This window comes from Streptomyces sp. HSS9-12 (assembly GCF_054963655.1).
In genome coordinates, this window is record NZ_JBUEGC010000015.1 from 101,827 (window position 1) to 120,843 (window position 19,017).

A 19,017-nucleotide genomic window follows, 5' to 3' on the forward strand; every position below is an offset into this window, starting at 1 on the left:
GTGTTCACCGGAATCGTCGAAGAACTGGGTGAGGTCATCGCCGTGGAGGATCTCGGCGACGCTTCCCGCTTCCGACTGCGCGGCCCGATCGTCACCGAAGGCGCCAAGCACGGCGACTCGATCGCCGTCAACGGCGTCTGCCTCACCGTCGTCGACACCGCGGACGGCGAGTTCACCGCGGACGTCATGGCGGAAACCCTGAACCGCTCCAGCCTCGGCGTCCTGACCCCCGGCTCCCGCGTCAACCTCGAACGCCCCATGGCGCTCGGCGGACGCCTCGGCGGTCACCTCGTCCAGGGCCATGTCGACGGCACCGGCACCATCGTCGAGCGCAAGCCCGCCGAGCACTGGGAGATCGTCAAGATCTCGCTCCCCGCCGGCCTGTCCCGCTATGTCGTGGAGAAGGGCTCCATCACGGTCGACGGCATCAGCCTCACCGTCGTCGACGCGGGCCCCGACCACTTCACCGTCAGCCTGATCCCGACCACCCTGGCGCTCACCACGCTCGGCATCAAGCAGCCGGGCGACCCGGTCAACCTCGAGGTGGACGTCCTCGCCAAGTACGTCGAGCGGCTGCTGGGCAACGGTCCGCAGGAGGCGGCCGCATGAGTGCCCTCGACTGGCTGAACGGCCCGGCGCTCGAAGCCTTCCACCAGCGCATCATCTGGTCCGACCTGATCGGCAACAGTCTCGGGCTGGTGGCCCTCGCCCTCGGCTGGCGCCGGTCCATATGGACCTGGCCCGCTCAGCTGCTCTCCGGCCTGATCCTGGTCGCCGCCTACGCCTCGGCCCACCTCAGCGGCGGCGTCGGCAAGCAGCTCCTGGTCATCGGCGTGGCCGTCTGGGGCTGGACCCAGTGGCAGCGCGGCCGTCGCGACCACGGCGGCGAGGTGGCCGTACGGTTCGCCTCCTGGCGCGAGCGCGGTGTGCTGGCCGCCGCCACGGCCGCGGGCACGCTCGCCGTCGGCGCTCTGTTCACCGCGGTCCCCGACTTGTCCTGGAACCCGTGGCCGGACGCGTACATCTTCGTCGGCACGCTTGCCGCGATGGTCGCCCAGGCCCGCGGGCTGGTCGAGTTCTGGTTCGCCTGGGTCCTGGTCGACCTCGTGGGCGTCCCGCTCGCTTTCAGCAGCGGCCTGGCCTTCTCCGGCCTCGTCTACGTCGTCTACTTCGTGCTCGTCCTGTGGGGCATGCGCGACTGGTGGGTGCGCTCCCGTACGAGTGAAGCCGCCCTGGAAGGAGCTCTCCCGTGAGCTGGAGCCACCTCCCAGCGATAGTCCCCCTGGGCCTGACGGCCCGGGTGGGGGTACCCCCAGCGGGAGCATGCGAGGCCGCCGGACCGCAGACGGAATTCAGCGCGCGCCTTCGCCGAGCAGGCGGAGATGGGGGCACCACCCAGGCGACAGCTCTGGGGGAGAACGAAAGGGGCGCGGCATGACCGCGATCGCCACGGAGAACACGCACAACTGGTACGACGACGAGGACCTGCGCCTCGACCCCGTCGAGCAGGCGATCGCCGACATCGCCGCGGGCCGGCCGGTCGTCGTCGTGGACGACGAGAACCGCGAGAACGAGGGCGACCTCATCATCGCCGCCGAGAAGGCCACCCCCGACATCGTCGCCTTCATGATGAGCGAGTGCCGGGGCCTGATCTGCGCACCGATGGAGGGCGACGACCTCGACCGGCTCGAGCTGCCGCAGATGGTCGAGACGAACACCGAGTCGATGCAGACCGCGTTCACCATCACCGTGGACGCCTCCGCCGCCCACGGCGTCAGCACCGGCATCTCCGCCGCCGACCGCGCCACCACCCTGCGGCTGCTCGCCTCCGGCGACAGCATCGCCGGCGACTTCGTCCGCCCCGGCCACATCTTCCCGCTGCGCGCCCGCCCCGGCGGCGTACTGGCCCGCAATGGCCACACCGAGGCCGGCGTCGACCTCGCGCGGCTCGCCGGGCTGCGTCCCGCCGCCGCCATCGTCGAGATCGCGGCCGAGGACGGCACCATGATGCGGCTGCCCGAGCTGGTGCCCTTCGCGCGCAAGCACGGTCTGTCGATCATCTCCATCGAGGACCTGATCGCGTACCGCAGGAGCTCCGAGCCCACCGTCCGCCGTGAGGCCGCGACCCGGCTGCCCACCGCCTTCGGCGCATTCCAGGCGTACGGCTACCGCTCCACCGTGGACGGCGTCGAGCACATCGCCCTCGTCCAGGGGGACCTCGGCGACGGCGAGGACGTACTGGTCCGTGTGCACTCCGAGTGCCTGACCGGCGACGTCTTGCACTCGCTGCGCTGCGACTGCGGCCCGCAGCTGCAGGAGTCCCTCAAGCGGGTCAGCGCCGAGGGCCGGGGTGTGGTGATCTACCTCCGCGGGCACGAGGGCCGCGGTATCGGGCTGCTGTCCAAGCTCCGGGCGTACGAGCTCCAGGAGCGCGGCCGGGACACCCTCGACGCCAACCTCGAGCTGGGCCTGCCGGCTGACGCCCGCGACTACGCCGTCGGCGCCCAGATCCTCACCGACCTCGGCGTCCGCAGCCTCCGGCTGATGACCAACAACCCGGAGAAGACCGATGCCCTGCTCCGGCACGGGCTGCGCGTCACGGGGCGGGAGCCGATGCCGGTCGAGGCGGGCGAGCACAACGTGCGGTACCTGCGCACCAAGCGGGACCGGATGGGCCACGACCTGCCGTGGCTGGACGCCGGGCACACCCCTCAGTGAGCAACCGGCATCCACCCAGGTACCAGATCAGCACCACGAGGAAAGAGACACAGAGATCATGAGCGGTAAGGGCGCCCCCGAACTGACGGTGAAGAACTGCGGCGACCTCCGGGTGGCCGTGATCGCCGCCCAGTGGCACGAGAAGGTGATGGGCGGACTGGTCGACGGCGCCCTGCGCAAGCTGCACCAGCTGGGCATCGACGAGCCCACTGTGCTGCGCGTGCCCGGCAGCTTCGAGCTGCCCGTCGCCGCCAAGGCCCTCGCCGGCCGCGGCTATGACGCGATCATCGCTCTCGGCGTCGTCATCCGGGGCGGAACCCCGCACTTCGACTACGTGTGCCAGGGCGTCACCCAGGGTCTGACCCAGGTGTCCGTCGACACCGGTGTCCCGATCGGATTCGGCGTGCTGACCTGCGACACCGAGGAGCAGGCGCTGGACCGGGCCGGACTGGAAGGCTCCAGCGAGGACAAGGGCGACGAGGCCGCCACCGCCGCCGTCGCGACCGCGGCCCTGCTGCGCACCGTCGCCGAACCATGGCGCTGAACAGCGGGTGAGGCCGACCCGGTAAGTTAAGGGGCACCATGGCGAACAAGACATTCGAGGAGCTCTTCGCCGAGCTCCAGCGCAAGGCCGCCACCGGCGACCCCAGCACCTCCCGCACCGCCGAGCTGGTGGCGGCGGGGGTGCACACGATCGGCAAGAAGGTCGTGGAGGAGGCCGCCGAGGTGTGGATGGCGGCCGAGCACGAGGGCGAGGACCGCACCGCCGAGGAGATCTCGCAGCTCCTCTACCACCTGCAGGTGATGATGGTCGCCCGCGGTATTTCCCTCGAGGACGTATACGCTCATCTGTGAGCACATCGGACCGCGGGCAGGGCGCCACCGCCCGCCCGCGCGCTCCGCAGTCACCCCAGCACCCCATCCCAGAGCGAAGGAAACCCACTCCCATGCTGCGCATCGCCGTCCCCAACAAGGGTTCACTGTCCGAGCCTGCGTCGGCGATGCTGCATGAGGCCGGCTACAAGCAGCGCAAGGACCGTCGCGAGCTGGTTCTGGTCGACACCGAGAACGACGTCGAGTTCTTCTTCCTGCGCCCGCGCGACATCGCCGTGTACGTCGGTTCCGGCAAGCTCGACATCGGCATCACCGGGCGCGACCTGCTGCTGGACTCCGGTTCGAACGCCGAGGAGATCATGCAACTCGGCTTCGCCGGCTCCACCTTCCGCTACGCGACCCGGCCCGGTACCGCCAAGGACGTCAGCGAGTTCGGCGGTATGACCGTGGCCACCTCCTTCGCCGGACTGGTCGGCAAGCACCTCGCCGACAACGGCATCGACGCCGAGGTGGTCCGCCTCGACGGCGCCGTGGAGACCGCGATCCAGCTCGGCGTCGCGGAGATCATCGCCGATGTCGTCGAGACCGGCACCACCCTGCGCAACGCCGGACTGGAGATCATCGGCGAGCCGATCCTGGAGTCCGAGGCCGTGGTCATCCGGCGCATCGGCGCGCCCGCCGACGACCCCAAGGTGCAGCAGTTCCTCCGCCGTATGCAGGGCGTCCTGGTCGCCCGGCGCTACGTGATGATGGACTACGACATCCGCGTCGAGCAGGTGGAGCGCGCTGTGGCGCTCACGCCCGGCCTGGAGTCGCCCACCGTCTCCCCGCTGCACCACGAGGGCTGGGTCGCCGTCCGCTCCATGGTCCCGGCCAAGGACGCGCAGCGCATCATGGACGAGCTGTACGACCTCGGCGCCCGCGCGATCCTCACCACCAACATCCACGCCTGTCGCCTCTGACCGGCCCGCCTCCACGACGCCCGAACGGAAGACCGACGACGTGCCCGCCCCCGCCCCTCAGCCCGGCCTGCCGGAAGTGCCGCGACTGCCGGTCACCTTCCGGCCCACCCGTACCCGGGTCGTCCTGCTCACGGTCGGAGCCATGCTGTTCGCCGTCCTGGTGGTGATCGCGCTGTTGCTGCCCATGAGCGCGGGGGAGCAGGTGAGCTTCTTCGTCACCGGACTGCTGTTCTCCGGCGTGCTGCTGCTGCTCAGCCGCCCCAAGGTCGTCGCGGACACCGGGGGCGTCACCGTTGTGAATCTCACCACCCGGCGCCGCCTGGCCTGGGCGGAGATCGTACGGGTCAACCTCCGCCCCGGCGACGCCTGGGTCCACCTCGACCTGGCCGACGGCACCAGCCTGCCCGCCATGGGCATCCAGCCCGGCGTCGCCAAGGCCCGGGCCATCCACGACGCCCGGGCTCTGCGCGCCCTCGCCGAGGCGTACGGCACGGGATCGCCCGCGGCGTCAGCGTGACCCGCACCCCATCGGGCACGCTGGCTTCGCACAGAAAACCTCAGTGATTACTCTTGTCCCGGCGGTGCCACAGGCGCCGCCGCCCCGCACTGGTGGAGCCGCGCGCCAGCCCGGCCCCGCGGGGCACCTGCGAACCGAGGAGTGACACCCTCCGGCAATGGACGGATCGTCCTGTAGTACCTGCGCCGCCCCCTTCCGTGAGGCGGCGGCATCATGACCACCCCCCTGCTGCTGCTCGCCGCGGCCCTGCTTCTGATCCTCGCCAACGGATTCTTCGTGGCCGCCGAGTTCGGCCTGGTCACCGTGGAACGAGCGGCCGCCGAACGCGCCGCCGCGGCCGGCGACCGCCGCGCCCACACCGTGGTGAAGGCCCTGCGCGAGCTCTCCTTCCAGCTCTCCGGAACCCAGCTCGGCATCACCATCACCTCGCTGGTGGTGGGCATGCTCGCCGAGCCCGCCCTGACCCAGCTCCTGGCCCGCCCGTTCGCCGCCACCGGACTCCCGGCCGGCGCCGTATCCGGCGTCGCCGTGGTCGTCGGCATGCTGACCGCCTCCGCGGCCCAGATGGTGATCGGCGAACTCGTGCCGAAGAACTGGGCGGTGTCCCGGCCCCTGCAGGTCGCCCGCTTCGTCGCGGGCCCGCAGCACGCCTTCTCCCGCTTCTTCCGGCCGGTCATCGCTCTGCTCAACGATGTCGCGAACCGGCTCGTACGGGCCTTGGGCATCGAGCCGACCGAGGAACTCGCCTCCGCCCGCACCCCCGACGAACTCGTCTCCCTCGCCCGCCACTCGGCCCGTGCCGGCGCCTTGGAACAGGACACCGCCGACCTGTTCGTCCGGACACTGTCCCTCGGCGAGCTGACCGCCCAGCATGTGATGACCCCGCGGGTGCGAGTCAGCGCCCTGCAGTCCACCGCGACCGCCGAGGATGTGCTCAACCTCACCCGCGCCACCGGCCTGTCGCGTTTCCCCGTCTACCGGGACCGGCTTGACGAGGTCGTCGGCATGGTCCACCTCAAGGACGCCCTCGCCGTACCCGCGGAGGAGCGCCGGCGCACGCCCGTCAGCCGGGTCGCCGTGCCCCCGCTGCTGGTCCCCGAGACGCTGCCCGTCCAGCTGCTGCTGGAACGGCTGCGCAGCGAGCAGCCGATCGCCGTCGTCGTCGACGAGTACGGCGGCACGGCCGGGGTAGTCACGCTGGAAGACATCGTCGAAGAACTGGTCGGGGAGGTCCGTGACGAGCACGACGGCGACGACGATCCGCCCGAACTGGCCGTCGCCCCCGCCGAGGAGGGACGTTCCGCCTGGGACGCCGACGGCAGCTGCCGGGTGGACACCCTGCGGCGGATCGGTCTGGAGGCGCCCGAGGGCCCGTACGAAACGGTGGCCGGGCTGGTCGCCGACCTTCTGGGACGCATCCCGGCCCCCGGTGACACCGCCGAGCTGCCGGGCTGGCGGCTGAAGGTCCGGATGGTCGAGCACCACCGGGCCGAACGGGTCCGGATCATACGTACGGAGAGCGCCGACTGCGTCCAGGCCGAGAGCGCGAAGGCGGACCGGCGATGAGCGTGCTGCAACTGTTGTTCGCTGCCCTTCTGGTGCTGGCGAACGGCTTCTTCGTCGGTGCCGAGTTCGCGCTGGTGTCCGTACGGCGCAGCCAGATCGAGCCACTGGCCGCAGAAGGCTCGGCCCGGGCCCGTACGGTCATACAGGGGCTGGAGAGCCTGCCGCAGATGATGGCCGCCGCCCAGTTCGGCATCACCGTCTGCTCACTGACCCTCGGTGCGGTGGCCGAGCCCACCGTCGCTCACCTGCTCGAGCCCGTTTTTCACTTCGCCCATGTGCCGGACGAGTTGATCCATCCACTCGGCTACGCCATCGCCCTAGCCGTGGTGGTCTTCCTCCATCTCGTCATCGGCGAGATGGTGCCGAAGAACCTCGCCATGGCCGCACCGGAGCGGACCGCGCTGTGGCTGAGCCCGGCCCTCGTGGCCTTCGCCCGTCTCTGCCGGCCGGTCACGGCCTTCTTCGGCGCCTGTGCTCATGGTGTGCTCAAGCTGTTCCGGGTGGAGCCCAGGGACGAGGTGGAGGCGGCTTTCACCAGCGAGCAGCTGACGCATCTGGTGGAGGACTCCTGGCAGGCGGGCCTGTTGGAGCCGGGAGAGCAGGAGCGGCTGGCGGACGCTCTCGAGCTGGGCAGCCACCCGGTCACCGAGGTGCTGCTCGACCGTGCGGCGCTCGTCACCGTCGGCCCGTCGGTGACTCCCCGGCAGGTCGAGGAACTGACCGTACGAACGGGCTACTCACGCTTCCCGATCGTCGCCTCGGACGGGGCCTTCATGGGCTATCTGCACGTGAAGGACGTACTGGAGCTGGAGGACGGGGACCGGGCGGTGCCGCAGCGCGTGTGGCGTCCGATGACGACCCTGCGCGCCGAACTGCCCTTGGATGACGCCCTTACGGTGATGCGCAGGGCCGCCACCCACCTCGCGGAGGTGGCCGACGCCTCCGGCCGGGTGCTGGGCCTGGTCGCCCTTGAGGACGTCCTGGAGATGCTGGTCGGCGAGGTCCGCGACCCGTCGCACCGGCGTCCGCCGCGGCCCGCCGGGCAGGCGGAGACCCGGGTGGCGTCCCAGCGCCCGGGAGCCGCCGATGACACGCAGGCCTCCGCGCCTGCGGCCGACGAGGGCGCGCAGGCGGCCGACGAGGCCGCGTCGGTGGCAGAGCGCAGGGGCACCGCGTCGGCCGCTGCCGAAACGTCCGTCCCCGCTGCGGCCGGCTGACCGCGGAGACGGGCCGCACTTCTCGGGCCTGCGGTGAAGTGAACGCTGCCGGGCGGACGTTGCGTACGCCGCCCTGCTGCGCATGACGTCGGCCTCCGCGACCACCGGTCGTGGAGGCCGACGTTCTCGTACGAAGCGGCTGCCGGTGGGGTCAGGTCGTCAGGCCCGCCAGGACCGGATCGATGCGGCGCAGGACGCCGGGCCAGCCCTCACCCATGCCGTCGAAGGCCGCCTTGCCCATGGGGGAGTCAAGATCGAATCCGGTGTGCTCGAGGAACAGCCGTGTGCCGTCGCCCTCCGGTTCGAGCCGCCAGTCGTGGTGTCGAGCGCCCCCTCGGCGAAGCTGTAGCGGATCATCCGCTCCGGCTCGACCGCGATGACCTCGAACGGCTGGAGCCCCCAGCTCCGCATGTCCAGTGTGAAGCGGTGACCGACGACGGGCCGGACGTCCCCCGCTGCCCGCCAGCGCGCATGCAACCGCGGATCGTGCGGCGCAGCCGAGGGCCACCGTCAGATGAACGGCGGGTCCTGCGGGCCGCGGTCTCTGGGCCCGCGCCCGGACAGCACCTCGCCGTACGCCTGCATCAGATCCGGCAGGCGCAGCGTCGACAGATCCTCGCGGGTCGGGGTGCCGCTGTAGCCGGACAGCCGCAGATCGCGGTAGGCGCAGCTCTTCTCGTACAGCGTGCGCAGGAAGCGGCCGTTGCCCAGCTCGTCGATCCAGCCCTGGTCCACGACATGGCCACTGATGCTGCGCAGCTCCTCGACGGTTTCCTCGTCCCAGCAGTCGCCGTTCTCCGCGGCCAGCACCTCGCCGATCGCGGTCAGCTCCAGCGGCCGGTAGCTGGGGAAGTCCACGCGGGTGGTGAAGCGGGAGCTGAGCCCCGGGTTGGCGGCCAGCAGCCGGTCCATGCCCTCCGGGTAGCCCGCGAGGATGACCACGAGCCGGTCGCGGTTGTCCTCGGCGCGCTTGAGCAGCACCTGTAGCGCTTCGTCGCCGTACGCATCGCCCTTGCTGTAGCCGGTGTTGGACAGGCTGTACGCCTCGTCGACGAACAGCACCCCGCCGAGCGCCGAGTCGATCAGCTCATTCGCCTTCACCGCGGTCTGCCCGAGGAACTCGCCGACGAGATCGGCCCGTTGGGCCTCCACAAGATGGTCGCCGCCGAGCAGCCCGAGCGCGTAGAAGACCCGGCCGAGGATCCGGGCCACAGTGGTCTTGCCGGTCCCGGACGGCCCGGAGAAGACGAAATGCCGTTTCGGCGGCTGGACGGGCAGGCCTTGGCCGGCGCGCAGCCGCGCCATGTGCAGCTGGGCCGACAGCGCCCGCACCTGCCGCTTCACCGGCTCCAGGCCCACCATCCGCTCCAGCTCGCCGAGCGCCTCCGCCAGCAGCACCGGATCGGGCGGGCCCGCGGGCAGCAGCGGGGGCGCCGGCCGGATCGGGACGACGGCCTTCTCGCGGATGGAGTCGGCGTCCACGGGGGCGGTGCCCGGGATGAGCCCGTCCGGATCGGGCGTGCCCGGCTGGAGCTCCCGGCCGGCCTCACCGGCGTCAGCGGGGGCAGCCGGCGGGTCGGGGTCGTTCGCGGTGGCATCGAGGGTGTCCTGGCCAACCCCCGCGAGGGTGACCGCGGCCAGATCCCCGGCCTCGTCCAGGCCGTCGCTCTCGGAGATGGCCGCGAGCCGCGCGGCGGTGTCCATGAACGCCGGGTCGACCCGGTGGACGGCCCGGTAGAGCGGTAGCGCGGCGGCACTGCGCCCGGTGCCCTCATAGGCGCGCGCCAGCCAGTAGCGCAGCTCCTTGCGCTGTGGCTGTTCGCTGCGGCAGCGCATCAGGGCGCCCGACAGCAGCGGCTCGGCCTGGCCGTACATCTCCAGCCGTACCCGGGCCATGCCGCCGAACAGCCGTGCCTCGATGCCCAGCAGCGGGTCGTCCAGCAGCGGTTCGGTGTGCCGTACGAGCTGCTCCCAGTCCTTGACGAGATAGGCGCGGCAGGCGTGCAGAAAGCGGACCTGTGGATCGGTGTCCACGGGCGGGCAGCCGGCCAGCGCCCGGTCCAGCTCGGGTACGTGCCGGCCGTCGAGCCAGTGCGAGGCGTGCGCGAGGAGCAGGTCCCGCGGGCTCTCCAGAACGGGCTGCACCCACCAGCCCAGCCAGTACCAGGAGTTCAGCGGCCGGCGGTGGCGGGCGCGCTGCTCGCCGAAGCGGTCGCGGTGCCGGTACATCCGCAGCAGCGCGTTCGTGGTGTCGACGCGTAGTGTGTGCAGGCCGAGCCAGGCGTCGGCCATGCCGGGGTCGCTGCGGACCGCGGACCGGAACTCCTCCTCGGCCTGGGCGTACGCCCCCACGGTGTACGCGTCGACGGCGCGCAGCCAGGCCAAATCGGCGGGGGTGTCCGAGCCCTGCGTGCCGAAGTCCATCGCGCCCCCAGAAACAGTGCCCCCGTGGTGTGCCGCAGGCGGGTGTCCGCCTGTCGGCATCCTTGCCGAACTGCCGTGCCATGAAGGGGAGTTGCCCACTCCGCTCCGAAATTGTCCCGCACCGATCGTACCTGCGGCATCGCTGGGCACCGAAGAGTAGCGCGGTGCTGATCGGTGGAACGGGGGAGCAGGTGTACGGTCTTCGGCGCATCGAAGGGGCGCATGGAAGGTGACCGAGGGTGAGGACTCTGCGGGGCGATGCGCCCGAAATGCACTCCCTGGGCGGAGCCTGGGCAGAACGAAGCCCCCGATCACGGGGGAACAACCGGGGGCTTCGCATCTGTGGGCGATCCCGTAAGACCGCACATTGAGAACGTAAGACCTCGACGGCCCCCAGGTCAAGCCGAGTTGAAGCTGTTCCATTTATCCCGGTATGCGAAAGACGCGCACGGGCGGGCGTGAAGGTCACCCAGCGTGAGGCACTGGGCCGGTTAGGCAGCCGCAGCAGGCCCGTTCAGCACCAGATAACCCTCTGGTCGCTGCAGTACCAAAAGATCCGCGTAGGGCCGCGAGGGGTCGGCGGCGAAATGTTTCTGCTCGGCGCGCGTCCAGCCCTCCCAGAATCCGTGCAGTCCGGGACCGTCGCGACGGCGGCCGCGCTCCCAGGCCGTGGCCTCGGGCATCTCCATCCACAGCAGGCACGCGAGATAGGGGCGCAGCGCACGGCGCCCGGAGCCGACGCCCTCGACGAGGACGACCGGCGCGGGCGGCAGCTCCTCCTGGCAGGTGAAGCGCCGCCGCACCCAGTCGTACATGCCGTACCGGGCGGTGTGGCCCTGGGACAGCGGCAGGAGCACCTGACCGCGCAGCCGCCCCGTCCACTCGAACAGCTCCTCGTGCGTGGCCAGATCATCCAGGTGGACCACCGGTGCGCCGCCGAGGGCACCGGCCAGCCTGCCGGTGAAGGTGGTCTTGCCCGAGCCGGCGTGCCCGTCGACGGAGACGAGCCGGACCGGGCCGCAGGACGGGGGCAGCGCGCGCAACCGCCGGGCGATCGCGTCGAGGGCGGGGTCGAGGGCAGTCGGGTGTTCCACCCGCACACCCTACGGCTCCCCCGCCCCGCCCCTGGACGCGCGTGCCAGTGGACTGGACCAATATTGGTGCGTCGACGCGCCGGGAAGCTCTGGCCGAAGAGGGCATGAACCGGAGATAGTTGTGCACCTGTCGTGCACCTGCAGGCGCTCCTACGACGACTGGGGGACCTTCCGCCATGACCAGACCCACCCCACGGCGCACCCTCCTGGCCGCTGCGATCGCGGCGGCCGCGGGCACCGCGGCGGCCCACCCGGCCTTCGCCGCGCCGGGCGCGTCCGCCGGCGCCAATGCTTCCGGCGCCGCCTCCTCCCGCACCGCACCGGGAACCACCGCGGGCACCGGCTCCACCAAGGGGGTAGCCCGCGTCGACTACCACGGCTGGACGACCTACACCGACTGGCGCAGTGGGGGCGCCCGCGGCACTCGGGTCGTGGCCGGGGCGCGGCCCGGGGTGGTGATCGACCGCCCGCTCGGCCGCACCGACTACCTGGATCCGCACACCGGCACCACCACCACGTGGGAGTACGCCACCTGGACCGGTCCGGTGCGCTCCCTCGCCACCCCCGCCAGCGAGGTCGTCGCCTCCTGGAACGCCCGTACCCCGAGCGGCACCTGGCTCCAGGTGGAGCTGCGCGGTACGTACACCGACGGCACCCAGACGCCCTGGTACGTGCTGGGCCGCTGGGCCGCGGGCGACGGCGACATCAAGCGCACCTCGGTGGACGACCAGAAGGACGGCAAGAGCAGCATCTGGACCGACACCTTCTCCATCGACGACACCGCGAGCGGGCTGCGCCTGGCCTCGTACCGGCTGCGGCTCACGCTCTACCGCAAGCCCGGCAGCGGCAGCAGCCCGAAGGTGTGGCGGCTGGGAGCGATGGCATCCGACATCCCCGACCGCTTCGAGGTGCCCGCCTCGATGCCCGGGGAGGTGGGCCGGGAGCTCGACGTCCCGCGCTATTCCCAGGAGATCCACAAGGGCCAGTACCCGGAGTACGACAACGGCGGCGAGGCCTGGTGCAGCCCCACCTCCTCGCAGATGGTCATCGAGTACTGGGGCCGTAAGCCCACGAAGGAGGACCTGGCCTGGGTCAACCCGGACTTCACCGACCCCCAGGTCTGCCACGCGGCGCGCTTCACGTACGACCACCAGTACCAGGGCTGCGGCAACTGGCCCTTCAACGCCGCGTACGCCGCCACCTACCGGGGCATGCAGGGCATCATCACGCGCCTGGGATCCCTGAACGACGTCGAGAAGCTGATCGGCGCCGGAATCCCGGTGATAACGTCCCAGTCCTTCCTCGCCTCGGAACTCGACGGCGCGGGTTACGGGACCTCCGGCCATCTGATGTGCCTGGTCGGCTTCACGGCTGCCGGCGATGTGATCGCCAACGACCCGGCGAGCGCGGACAACGAGAAGGTCCGCCACGTCTACAAGCGGCGGCAGTTCGAGAACATCTGGCTGCGCACGAAGCGCTACGACGCGAACGGCAAGGTCAGAAGCGGTACAGGAGGTATCTGCTACCTCTACTGGCCGGCTAACCCAGCACCAACTCAGCGCCGTGCGCTCGCGCAGCTGGGAATCCGCTGAGCATGTGCTCACCGAAGATCTCCTCGACGACCTGACGGCAGCGTTCGCTGCCGTCAGGTCGCCGGGAGTGAGGCGGCCGTAGCGGTCCACCGTGATCTGATGATCTCCTCGGCGAGCGCGACGACGTGCGCCCACGCCAGCCGGGCCTTCCTCCGCGCCCGGCAGGCACCTTGAATGCCGATCACCAGATTTCCGGGCATCAGGTGCCCGAACTCCCGATCGCCCAGCGATGCCGACAGCATCGCCGACAGCGCCTTCTTCACCCGGGACCGGTGCCCGTCCGTCATGCCGTCGGCCTTCAGCTCGGCGAAGAATTTCTTGTACTCCGGGCGCCGTACCTCGGTGATCGGGCGATGCCCGAGGGCGGGGACCACATGACCGCGCAACCGGTAGCCGTACGCCTCCGTCGTCCGGCCCCGCAGCTCGTGCTCCCGCAGGAGCCTCTCCGGCGATCGTCGGAGTCTTCCTGCCCCGCTGCCTCCTGTGCGGCAAGGGGTCGCGTCCCTCGTCGACAGCCGCGCGCTGGCTGCGCTGGTACGCCCGCGCGGCCGTCTTCTTGTTCGCGGGAAAGGTCCGGGAACGCTGCTTCCATCGGCGTCCCGCCCACCGGGCCTGCCACCGGTTCGCGCACCCGTGCAGCTTTTCGTTCGGCACGAGCCCGGGGTGTTCGGGACACTCTGTAGCACCTCTTGGGGGCCTGCTCGGATGCCACCGGTCGTAGACGTCGTCAGCACGCCGCCGCTCCTAAAGCCGCGTACGCGGACCCGAACCCAGGTCAGAGTGAGAGCCGGGTCGACAATGGCCTGCCGTCGGTCAAGCCGCTCAGCGACCAGAGCGTCCTGGAGCATCCTCCTCAATCCGCGCTTTCTGCTCCTTGTACTCCTTGACCTGCTTCGTATGCGACTTACGGCCGTGCTTCTTGTCCATGGCGCAACTCGCCACGACCGTGATCGGGCTCATGAGGGCAAGAATTAAGTGCCATCAATCAGGACAGCAGCCGAACCTCCGGCTCCTCCCTTCTCCGGTGGCGGTGCGTTTTCGATCCCGCCGGCTACTACCAGCCCGCCGATACTTGGCGCCTGTGAATACTCTGTGGATGCGCCGTAAGAGATGTAATGGAAATGGAGAAATTCCGGGTGAGGTCTCGGGGCGGCGGCCCGGCCGCCTATTACGCCCTGTACACCATGCCGCAGAAAGCAAAAAGAGGTGAGGGCGGTGTCGGCCGATCCAGGCCGACACCGCCCTCACCCCCCGGCGCTGTGCGCAGGCAGGCTCAACCGCGGCAGTCGTCGACTTACTTGCCGAGCTCGTTGTCGAGGTTCTCGAAGGAGTCCGCCGCCTTCTCCAGGTACTGGGCCAGGCCGTCGAGACCCTCGTTGGTCTTCGACATGCCCTGCTTGAACTCGTCGAAGTCCTGGCCGAACTTCTTCGACGCCTGCCGGGTGACGAAGCCGCTCTCCAGCAGGCCGTCGATGTAGGACTTCAGGTCCTGAAGCTTCTCCTCGATGCGCTCCTTCTCGCGGTTCATCTTCTTCGCGGCGGCCCGCATGTCCTCATATGTGACATCGAGGTCTTTAGCCATGACGCTCCCCTTCCCTCCGTTGACGCCGCGAGGTCCCCCTCCCGGCATACGCGTGGCGCGCACCGGTTCGGCAGGCACACGCCGTTGGGCACCTTAGTTGCTAACCCTCACAGGTGCACATAAGTGCAGTCACGGGGGCCGCTAACTCCCTTGAAATCGGAGGCTGTTGGGGCATACCGCAGGTGCCCGACCGAGTTGCCGGGACGATACGCTCTCCGTCGTAGCGAGGCATTTCGAGGAGGAGCTAAGTGCGTTTGAAGCTGACCGTCGTCGACCCCTATACGAACGCCAGCAAAGACCTCGTCCTCGATGCTGACCCGGAGACCCGTATCGACGCCGCTGCCCGGGAGCTGGCGGCCCGGGTGCGGGGCGGGGTCGGGCCCGGCTCGCTCGCCGGGCAGCCCGGTCCCGTGCTCTACGTCGACAACTACCAAGTGGACCCCGCCCACACCGTCACCACCTCCCCGCTGCGCGACGGCGCGGTGGTGAGCCTGGACGACCCCTCCGGCGCGCTGCCCGGCGAGCAACCCGGTGTCATCGAGGTCCGGGTGGCCGGCGGGCCCGACGCCGGCGCCGTGTACCGGCTCGGCATCGGCCGGTACGACATAGGCTCCGGCCCGAACTGCCAACTCGTCATCGTTGACCCGGAGTTGCCCCAGCACGCGCTGACGCTCTACGTGGTCTCGGCGGACGACCTCCGCCTGGCCGTGCACGGCGGCAGGCAGGGCGGCGAGGGGCCGGGACAGCAGCCAGGCGGGCAGCCCGGCCGACCGGGCGCGGCACCCGAAGACAAGGACCCCAAGCCCGACGAGGTGCGCGTCGACGGCAAGCCGCTCGAAGGGCAGCAGCTGCGCGTCGGCTCCCAGCTCGCCATCGGCAACACCCTGCTCGACGTGGCCCGTTACACGCCCCCGGATGCGGCCCTGAAGTGGTCCGACGACGGCTCCGGGCTCGACTACAACCGCCCGCCGCGGCTGCGCCCGCCGGAGCGCACCACCAAGTTCCGCCTGCCGGCGCCCCCGAAGGAGTACGAGGCCCGGCCGCTGCCTTGGCTGATGGCGCTGTCCCCGCTCGCCATGGCCGTCACCATGGCGTTGGTGATGGGGCGCATGACGTACCTGCTGATCGCGGTCTTCAGCCCGCTGATCATGATCGCCAACTACTTCTGGGACAAGAAGCACGGCCGCAAGTCCCACGCCAAGCAGGTCAAGGAGTACGAGGAGCACAAGGCCCGGATCGAGCGCGACGCGCAGGAGGCGCTGGTCCTGGAGCGCGGCGACCGCAGCCTCGACCACCCGGACCCCGGCACCATCTGGGCCAACGCCACTGGCCCCCGCACCCGTCTGTGGGAGCGCCGCCGCAGCGACGCCGACCACCTGCTGCTGCGGGTGGGCACCGGTCGGCTGCCCTCCGCCGTCGTCCTCGACGACCCAGAGCAGGACGACCACCGCCGCCAGGTCACGTGGGACATCGCCGACACCCCCGTTGCCCTGAACCTGGGCCAGCTCGGCGTGATCGGCTTCGCGGGTCCCGACGACACCGCGCGCAGCCTGGCGCGGTGGACGGTGACGCAGGCGGCCGCCCTGCACAGCCCGCTGGACGTGCAGTTCTACGTGCTCACCGAGGCGAACGCGCAGGCCGGTTGGGACTGGGTCCGCTGGCTGCCGCATGCCCGTCCGACGGCGCAGGACGCCAACGTCCTCATCGGGAACGACGCCGAGACCGTCGGCGCCCGTATCGGCGAACTCACCCAGATCCTTGAGGCCAGGCATAAGGCCGCCCAGGAGAACCGCGGTCAGGCGGGCTTCTCCGACCCCGACATCGTCGTCGTCTGGGACGGCTCGCGCCGGCTGCGTTCGATGCCCGGCGTCGTACGGCTGCTGCAGGAAGGCCCGGCCGTATCGATGTACGCGATCTGCCTGGACGCCGAGGAGCGCTTTCTGCCGGGCGAGTGCAAGGGCGTCGTGATCGCGGAGCCGCGCAATGCCCGGCACGCCGCGCACGAGCGGCAGGCCGGCGGCGGCGCGAGCGACGCTCTCGAAGTGCTGCGGCGGGCCTACGAGGAGGAGGAGCGGAAGAAGGCGGCGGCCGAGGCCGGCGGGTCGCGCCGCAAGCGGAAGCGGAAGAAGTCGGCCGCGCCCGCCACGCCGGTGGTGTCCAACACCGCCGCTGTGATGCTCTCCCTCGACAACCAGAGCGGCAGCCCCGTGATCGCGGCGCCGCCGGCTGCGGAGCAGGTCGACCCCTCCGTGCTGCGGCTGCGCGTGCAGCAGGCGGGCAAGGACAGAATCCTGGGTGTACGGCCCGACTTCGTCTCCCCGGCCTGGTGCGCCCGGGTGGCCCGGGCGCTCGCCCCGCTGCGCGACATCAGCGGCGAAGCGACGGACAGCGCGCTGCCGGACGCCAGTCGGCTCCTTGACGTCATGGGGATGGAGCCGCCGACGGCCGGCGCGGTGGCCGCCCGCTGGCAGACCGGCGGGCAGTCCACGCTGGCGATGGTCGGTGAGTCGTACGACGGGCCATTCGGCATCGACATTCGCAAGGACGGGCCGCACGGCCTCATCGCGGGCACGACGGGTTCCGGCAAGTCCGAGCTGCTGCAGACGATCGTCGCCGCGCTTGCGGTGGCGAACACGCCGGAAAACATGACCTTCGTGCTCGTCGACTACAAGGGCGGCAGCGCGTTCAAGGACTGCGTCCACCTGCCGCACACCGTCGGCATGGTCACCGACCTCGACGCCCACCTCGTCGAGCGCGCCCTGGAGTCGCTCGGCGCCGAGCTGCACCGCCGCGAGCACATCCTGGCCCAGGTCGGGGCGAAGGACATCGAGGACTACCAGGACCTGGTGCGCCGTAATCCGGGTACGGCGCCGCTGCCCCGACTGCTGCTGGTCATCGACGAGTTCGCGTCAATGGTCCGCGACCTGCCGGACTTCGTCACCGGCCTTGTCAACATCGCCCAGCGCGGACGCTCCCTCGGCATCCACCTGATGCTGGCCACCCAGCGGCCGTCCGGCGTGGTCTCGCCGGAGATCCGGGCCAACACCAACCTCCGTATCGCCCTGCGGGTCACCGACGGCGGCGAGTCGACGGACGTCATCGACTCGCCCGAGGCCGGCAACATCTCCAAGAACAACCCGGGCCGCGCCTATGTGCGCACCGGCGCAGCCTCCCTCATCCCCTTCCAGTCCGGCCGCGTCGGCGGCCGCCGCCCCGGCACCGTGGACCCGATGGCCGTCGCCCCGTGGACCGGGGAGCTGGACTGGGCCGGCCTGGGCCGCGCGGCGCTGGCGAAGCCCGCGGCCGCCAAGAGCGAGGAAGAGGAGATCACCGACCTGAAGGTGCTGGTCGACGCCGTCCGGGAGGCCAACGCGCACCTCCGCATCCCGCAGCAGCACAGCCCGTGGCTGCCGGCCCTAGCGGAGACCGTGCTGCCGGAGGATCTGCCGCCGGTGCAGGGTCTGGGCGTGCTGCCCCCGGCCCCGTACGGCATCGAGGACCTGCCGTCGAGCCAGGCCCGCCGCGCGGTCGCGATCGACTTCGCCACCTTCGGCCACCTGCTCATCGCGGGTGCGCCGCGCAGCGGCCGCTCGCAGGTGCTGCGCACGATCGCGGGCTCCCTGGCCAGCACCCTCTCCTGCGGTGACGTCCACCTGTACGGCATCGACTGCGGCAACGGCGCACTGAACGCCCTGTCCAAGCTGCCGCACTGCGGCGCGGTGGTGGGCCGCAACCAGAGCGAGCGCGCCGTCCGCCTGGTCCGCCGGCTGTCGGCGGAGGCGAGCAGGCGTCAGGAGTTGCTTGCGCAGTACGGCTTCGCGGACATCGGTGAGCAGCGCGCCGGGACGGCGGAGGGCGGGCGGCTGCCGCACATCGTGCTCCTGCTCGACCGCTGGGAGGGCTGGGTCTCCTCCCTGGGCGAGCTGGAACACGGCGAGATGACCGACGAGTTGCTGACCCTGATGCGCGAAGGCGCAAGCGTCGGCATCCACTTGGTGATCACGGGCGACAGGCAGCTGCTGACCGGCCGGATCTCCTCGCTGACGGAGGACAAGCTCGGCCTGCGCCTCGCGGACCGTACCGACTTCTCGATGCTGGGCATCAACAGCCGCAAGGTGCCGGACGAGATGCCGCCGGGCCGCGCGTTCCGCAACGAGACGGGTACGGAGATCCAGTTCGCGCTGCTGAGCGAGGACGCCACCGGGCAGGGCCAGAACGCGGCCCTGGTGGCCATCGGAGAGGCGGCGACCCACCGGGACGCGGCGGTGCCGCGCGCCCTGCGCCCGTTCCGGGTGGACTCGCTGCCCAGCCGCATCACCTTCAACCAGGCGTTGCAGCACGTCGATCCGGCGACGTCCGCCTCGCGGCTGTGGGGCTTGGTGGGCGTCGGCGGCGACGACCTGACGGCCTTCGGCCCGGACTTGGCACAGGGCTTGCCGGGCTTCGTGATCGCGGGCCCGGCGAAGTCAGGTCGCTCGACCGTGCTGATGAACCTGGCGGCCACGTTTGTG

15 protein-coding genes and 1 pseudogene are annotated in these 19,017 nt (G+C 70.8%); 11 read left to right on the plus strand and 5 right to left on the minus strand.

Annotated elements, in window-relative coordinates:
* The 9 genes from ACY34J_RS10890 to ACY34J_RS10930 all read left to right on the plus strand — a co-directional run bounded on the left by ACY34J_RS10890 (position 1) and on the right by ACY34J_RS10930 (position 7,814).
* Positions 1-609 carry a riboflavin synthase gene (locus tag ACY34J_RS10890; protein ID WP_462726266.1) on the plus strand — a complete coding sequence of 203 codons (609 nt, stop codon included), beginning with the start codon at positions 1-3 and terminating at the stop codon, positions 607-609.
* Entirely contained in the window at positions 606-1,253 is a 648-nt protein-coding gene (locus tag ACY34J_RS10895; RefSeq protein ID WP_462726267.1) for a nicotinamide mononucleotide transporter family protein, read from the plus strand. Before ACY34J_RS10890 ends, ACY34J_RS10895 begins: the two co-directional genes overlap by 4 nt.
* A gap of 181 nt (positions 1,254-1,434) precedes the next feature.
* On the plus strand, positions 1,435-2,718 hold the full coding sequence (locus ACY34J_RS10900; protein WP_462726268.1) for a bifunctional 3,4-dihydroxy-2-butanone-4-phosphate synthase/GTP cyclohydrolase II: 1,284 nt from the start codon (positions 1,435-1,437) through the stop codon (positions 2,716-2,718).
* 58 nt (positions 2,719-2,776) lie between these two features.
* Positions 2,777-3,262, plus strand: coding sequence for a 6,7-dimethyl-8-ribityllumazine synthase (gene ribH / locus ACY34J_RS10905; RefSeq protein ID WP_462726269.1), 486 nt, complete (start codon positions 2,777-2,779; stop codon positions 3,260-3,262).
* Between the two features lie 38 nt (positions 3,263-3,300).
* On the plus strand, positions 3,301-3,573 hold the full coding sequence (locus tag ACY34J_RS10910; protein ID WP_462726270.1) for a phosphoribosyl-ATP diphosphatase: 273 nt from the start codon (positions 3,301-3,303) through the stop codon (positions 3,571-3,573).
* A gap of 92 nt (positions 3,574-3,665) precedes the next feature.
* A complete protein-coding gene (hisG, locus tag ACY34J_RS10915; RefSeq protein ID WP_462726271.1) occupies positions 3,666-4,514 on the plus strand; it encodes an ATP phosphoribosyltransferase in 849 nt (282 codons plus the stop codon).
* 40 nt (positions 4,515-4,554) lie between these two features.
* Positions 4,555-5,031, plus strand: a complete 477-nt coding sequence (locus tag ACY34J_RS10920) for a PH domain-containing protein (RefSeq protein WP_462726272.1) — start codon at positions 4,555-4,557, stop codon at positions 5,029-5,031.
* Positions 5,032-5,244: 213 nt separating this feature from the next.
* On the plus strand, positions 5,245-6,597 hold the full coding sequence (locus ACY34J_RS10925) for a hemolysin family protein (RefSeq protein ID WP_462726273.1): 1,353 nt from the start codon (positions 5,245-5,247) through the stop codon (positions 6,595-6,597).
* Positions 6,594-7,814 (plus strand): hemolysin family protein, encoded by a 1,221-nt coding sequence (locus ACY34J_RS10930; RefSeq protein ID WP_462726274.1) that lies wholly within the window; start codon positions 6,594-6,596, stop codon positions 7,812-7,814. The genes ACY34J_RS10925 and ACY34J_RS10930 overlap by 4 nt, the downstream gene beginning before the upstream one ends.
* A gap of 510 nt (positions 7,815-8,324) precedes the next feature.
* On the opposite strand, the gene ACY34J_RS10935 is transcribed toward ACY34J_RS10930, so the two are convergent.
* Together ACY34J_RS10935 and ACY34J_RS10940 are read right to left on the minus strand one after the other, a co-directional pair.
* Positions 8,325-10,238 (minus strand): AAA family ATPase, encoded by a 1,914-nt coding sequence (locus ACY34J_RS10935; protein ID WP_462726275.1) that lies wholly within the window; start codon positions 10,236-10,238, stop codon positions 8,325-8,327.
* A 491-nt stretch (positions 10,239-10,729) separates the two neighbouring features.
* Positions 10,730-11,332, minus strand: a complete 603-nt coding sequence (locus ACY34J_RS10940; RefSeq protein ID WP_462726276.1) for a uridine kinase family protein — start codon at positions 11,330-11,332, stop codon at positions 10,730-10,732.
* Positions 11,333-11,508: 176 nt separating this feature from the next.
* Here ACY34J_RS10940 and ACY34J_RS10945 point away from each other — a divergent pair, with 176 nt between their 5' ends.
* Positions 11,509-12,924 (plus strand): peptidase C39 family protein, encoded by a 1,416-nt coding sequence (locus ACY34J_RS10945; RefSeq protein ID WP_462726277.1) that lies wholly within the window; start codon positions 11,509-11,511, stop codon positions 12,922-12,924.
* A gap of 53 nt (positions 12,925-12,977) precedes the next feature.
* Here the strand turns inward: ACY34J_RS10945 and ACY34J_RS10950 are convergent, their stop codons facing one another.
* The 3 genes and pseudogenes from ACY34J_RS10950 to ACY34J_RS10960 all read right to left on the minus strand — a co-directional run bounded on the left by ACY34J_RS10950 (position 12,978) and on the right by ACY34J_RS10960 (position 14,506).
* The gene (locus tag ACY34J_RS10950; protein WP_462726278.1) at positions 12,978-13,310 is read right to left on the minus strand and encodes a hypothetical protein; all 333 of its coding nucleotides are present in this window, start codon (positions 13,308-13,310) and stop codon (positions 12,978-12,980) included.
* A gap of 361 nt (positions 13,311-13,671) precedes the next feature.
* Positions 13,672-13,905 (minus strand): annotated as a pseudogene (locus ACY34J_RS10955) (hypothetical protein); the annotation flags it as partial.
* Positions 13,906-14,218: 313 nt separating this feature from the next.
* Complete coding sequence (locus ACY34J_RS10960; protein ID WP_462726279.1) at positions 14,219-14,506, minus strand: WXG100 family type VII secretion target; 288 nt, start codon at positions 14,504-14,506, stop codon at positions 14,219-14,221.
* A 248-nt stretch (positions 14,507-14,754) separates the two neighbouring features.
* Here ACY34J_RS10960 and ACY34J_RS10965 point away from each other — a divergent pair.
* On the plus strand, positions 14,755-19,017 hold a 4,263-nt coding region (locus tag ACY34J_RS10965; RefSeq protein ID WP_462726280.1), incomplete at its 3' end, for an FtsK/SpoIIIE domain-containing protein.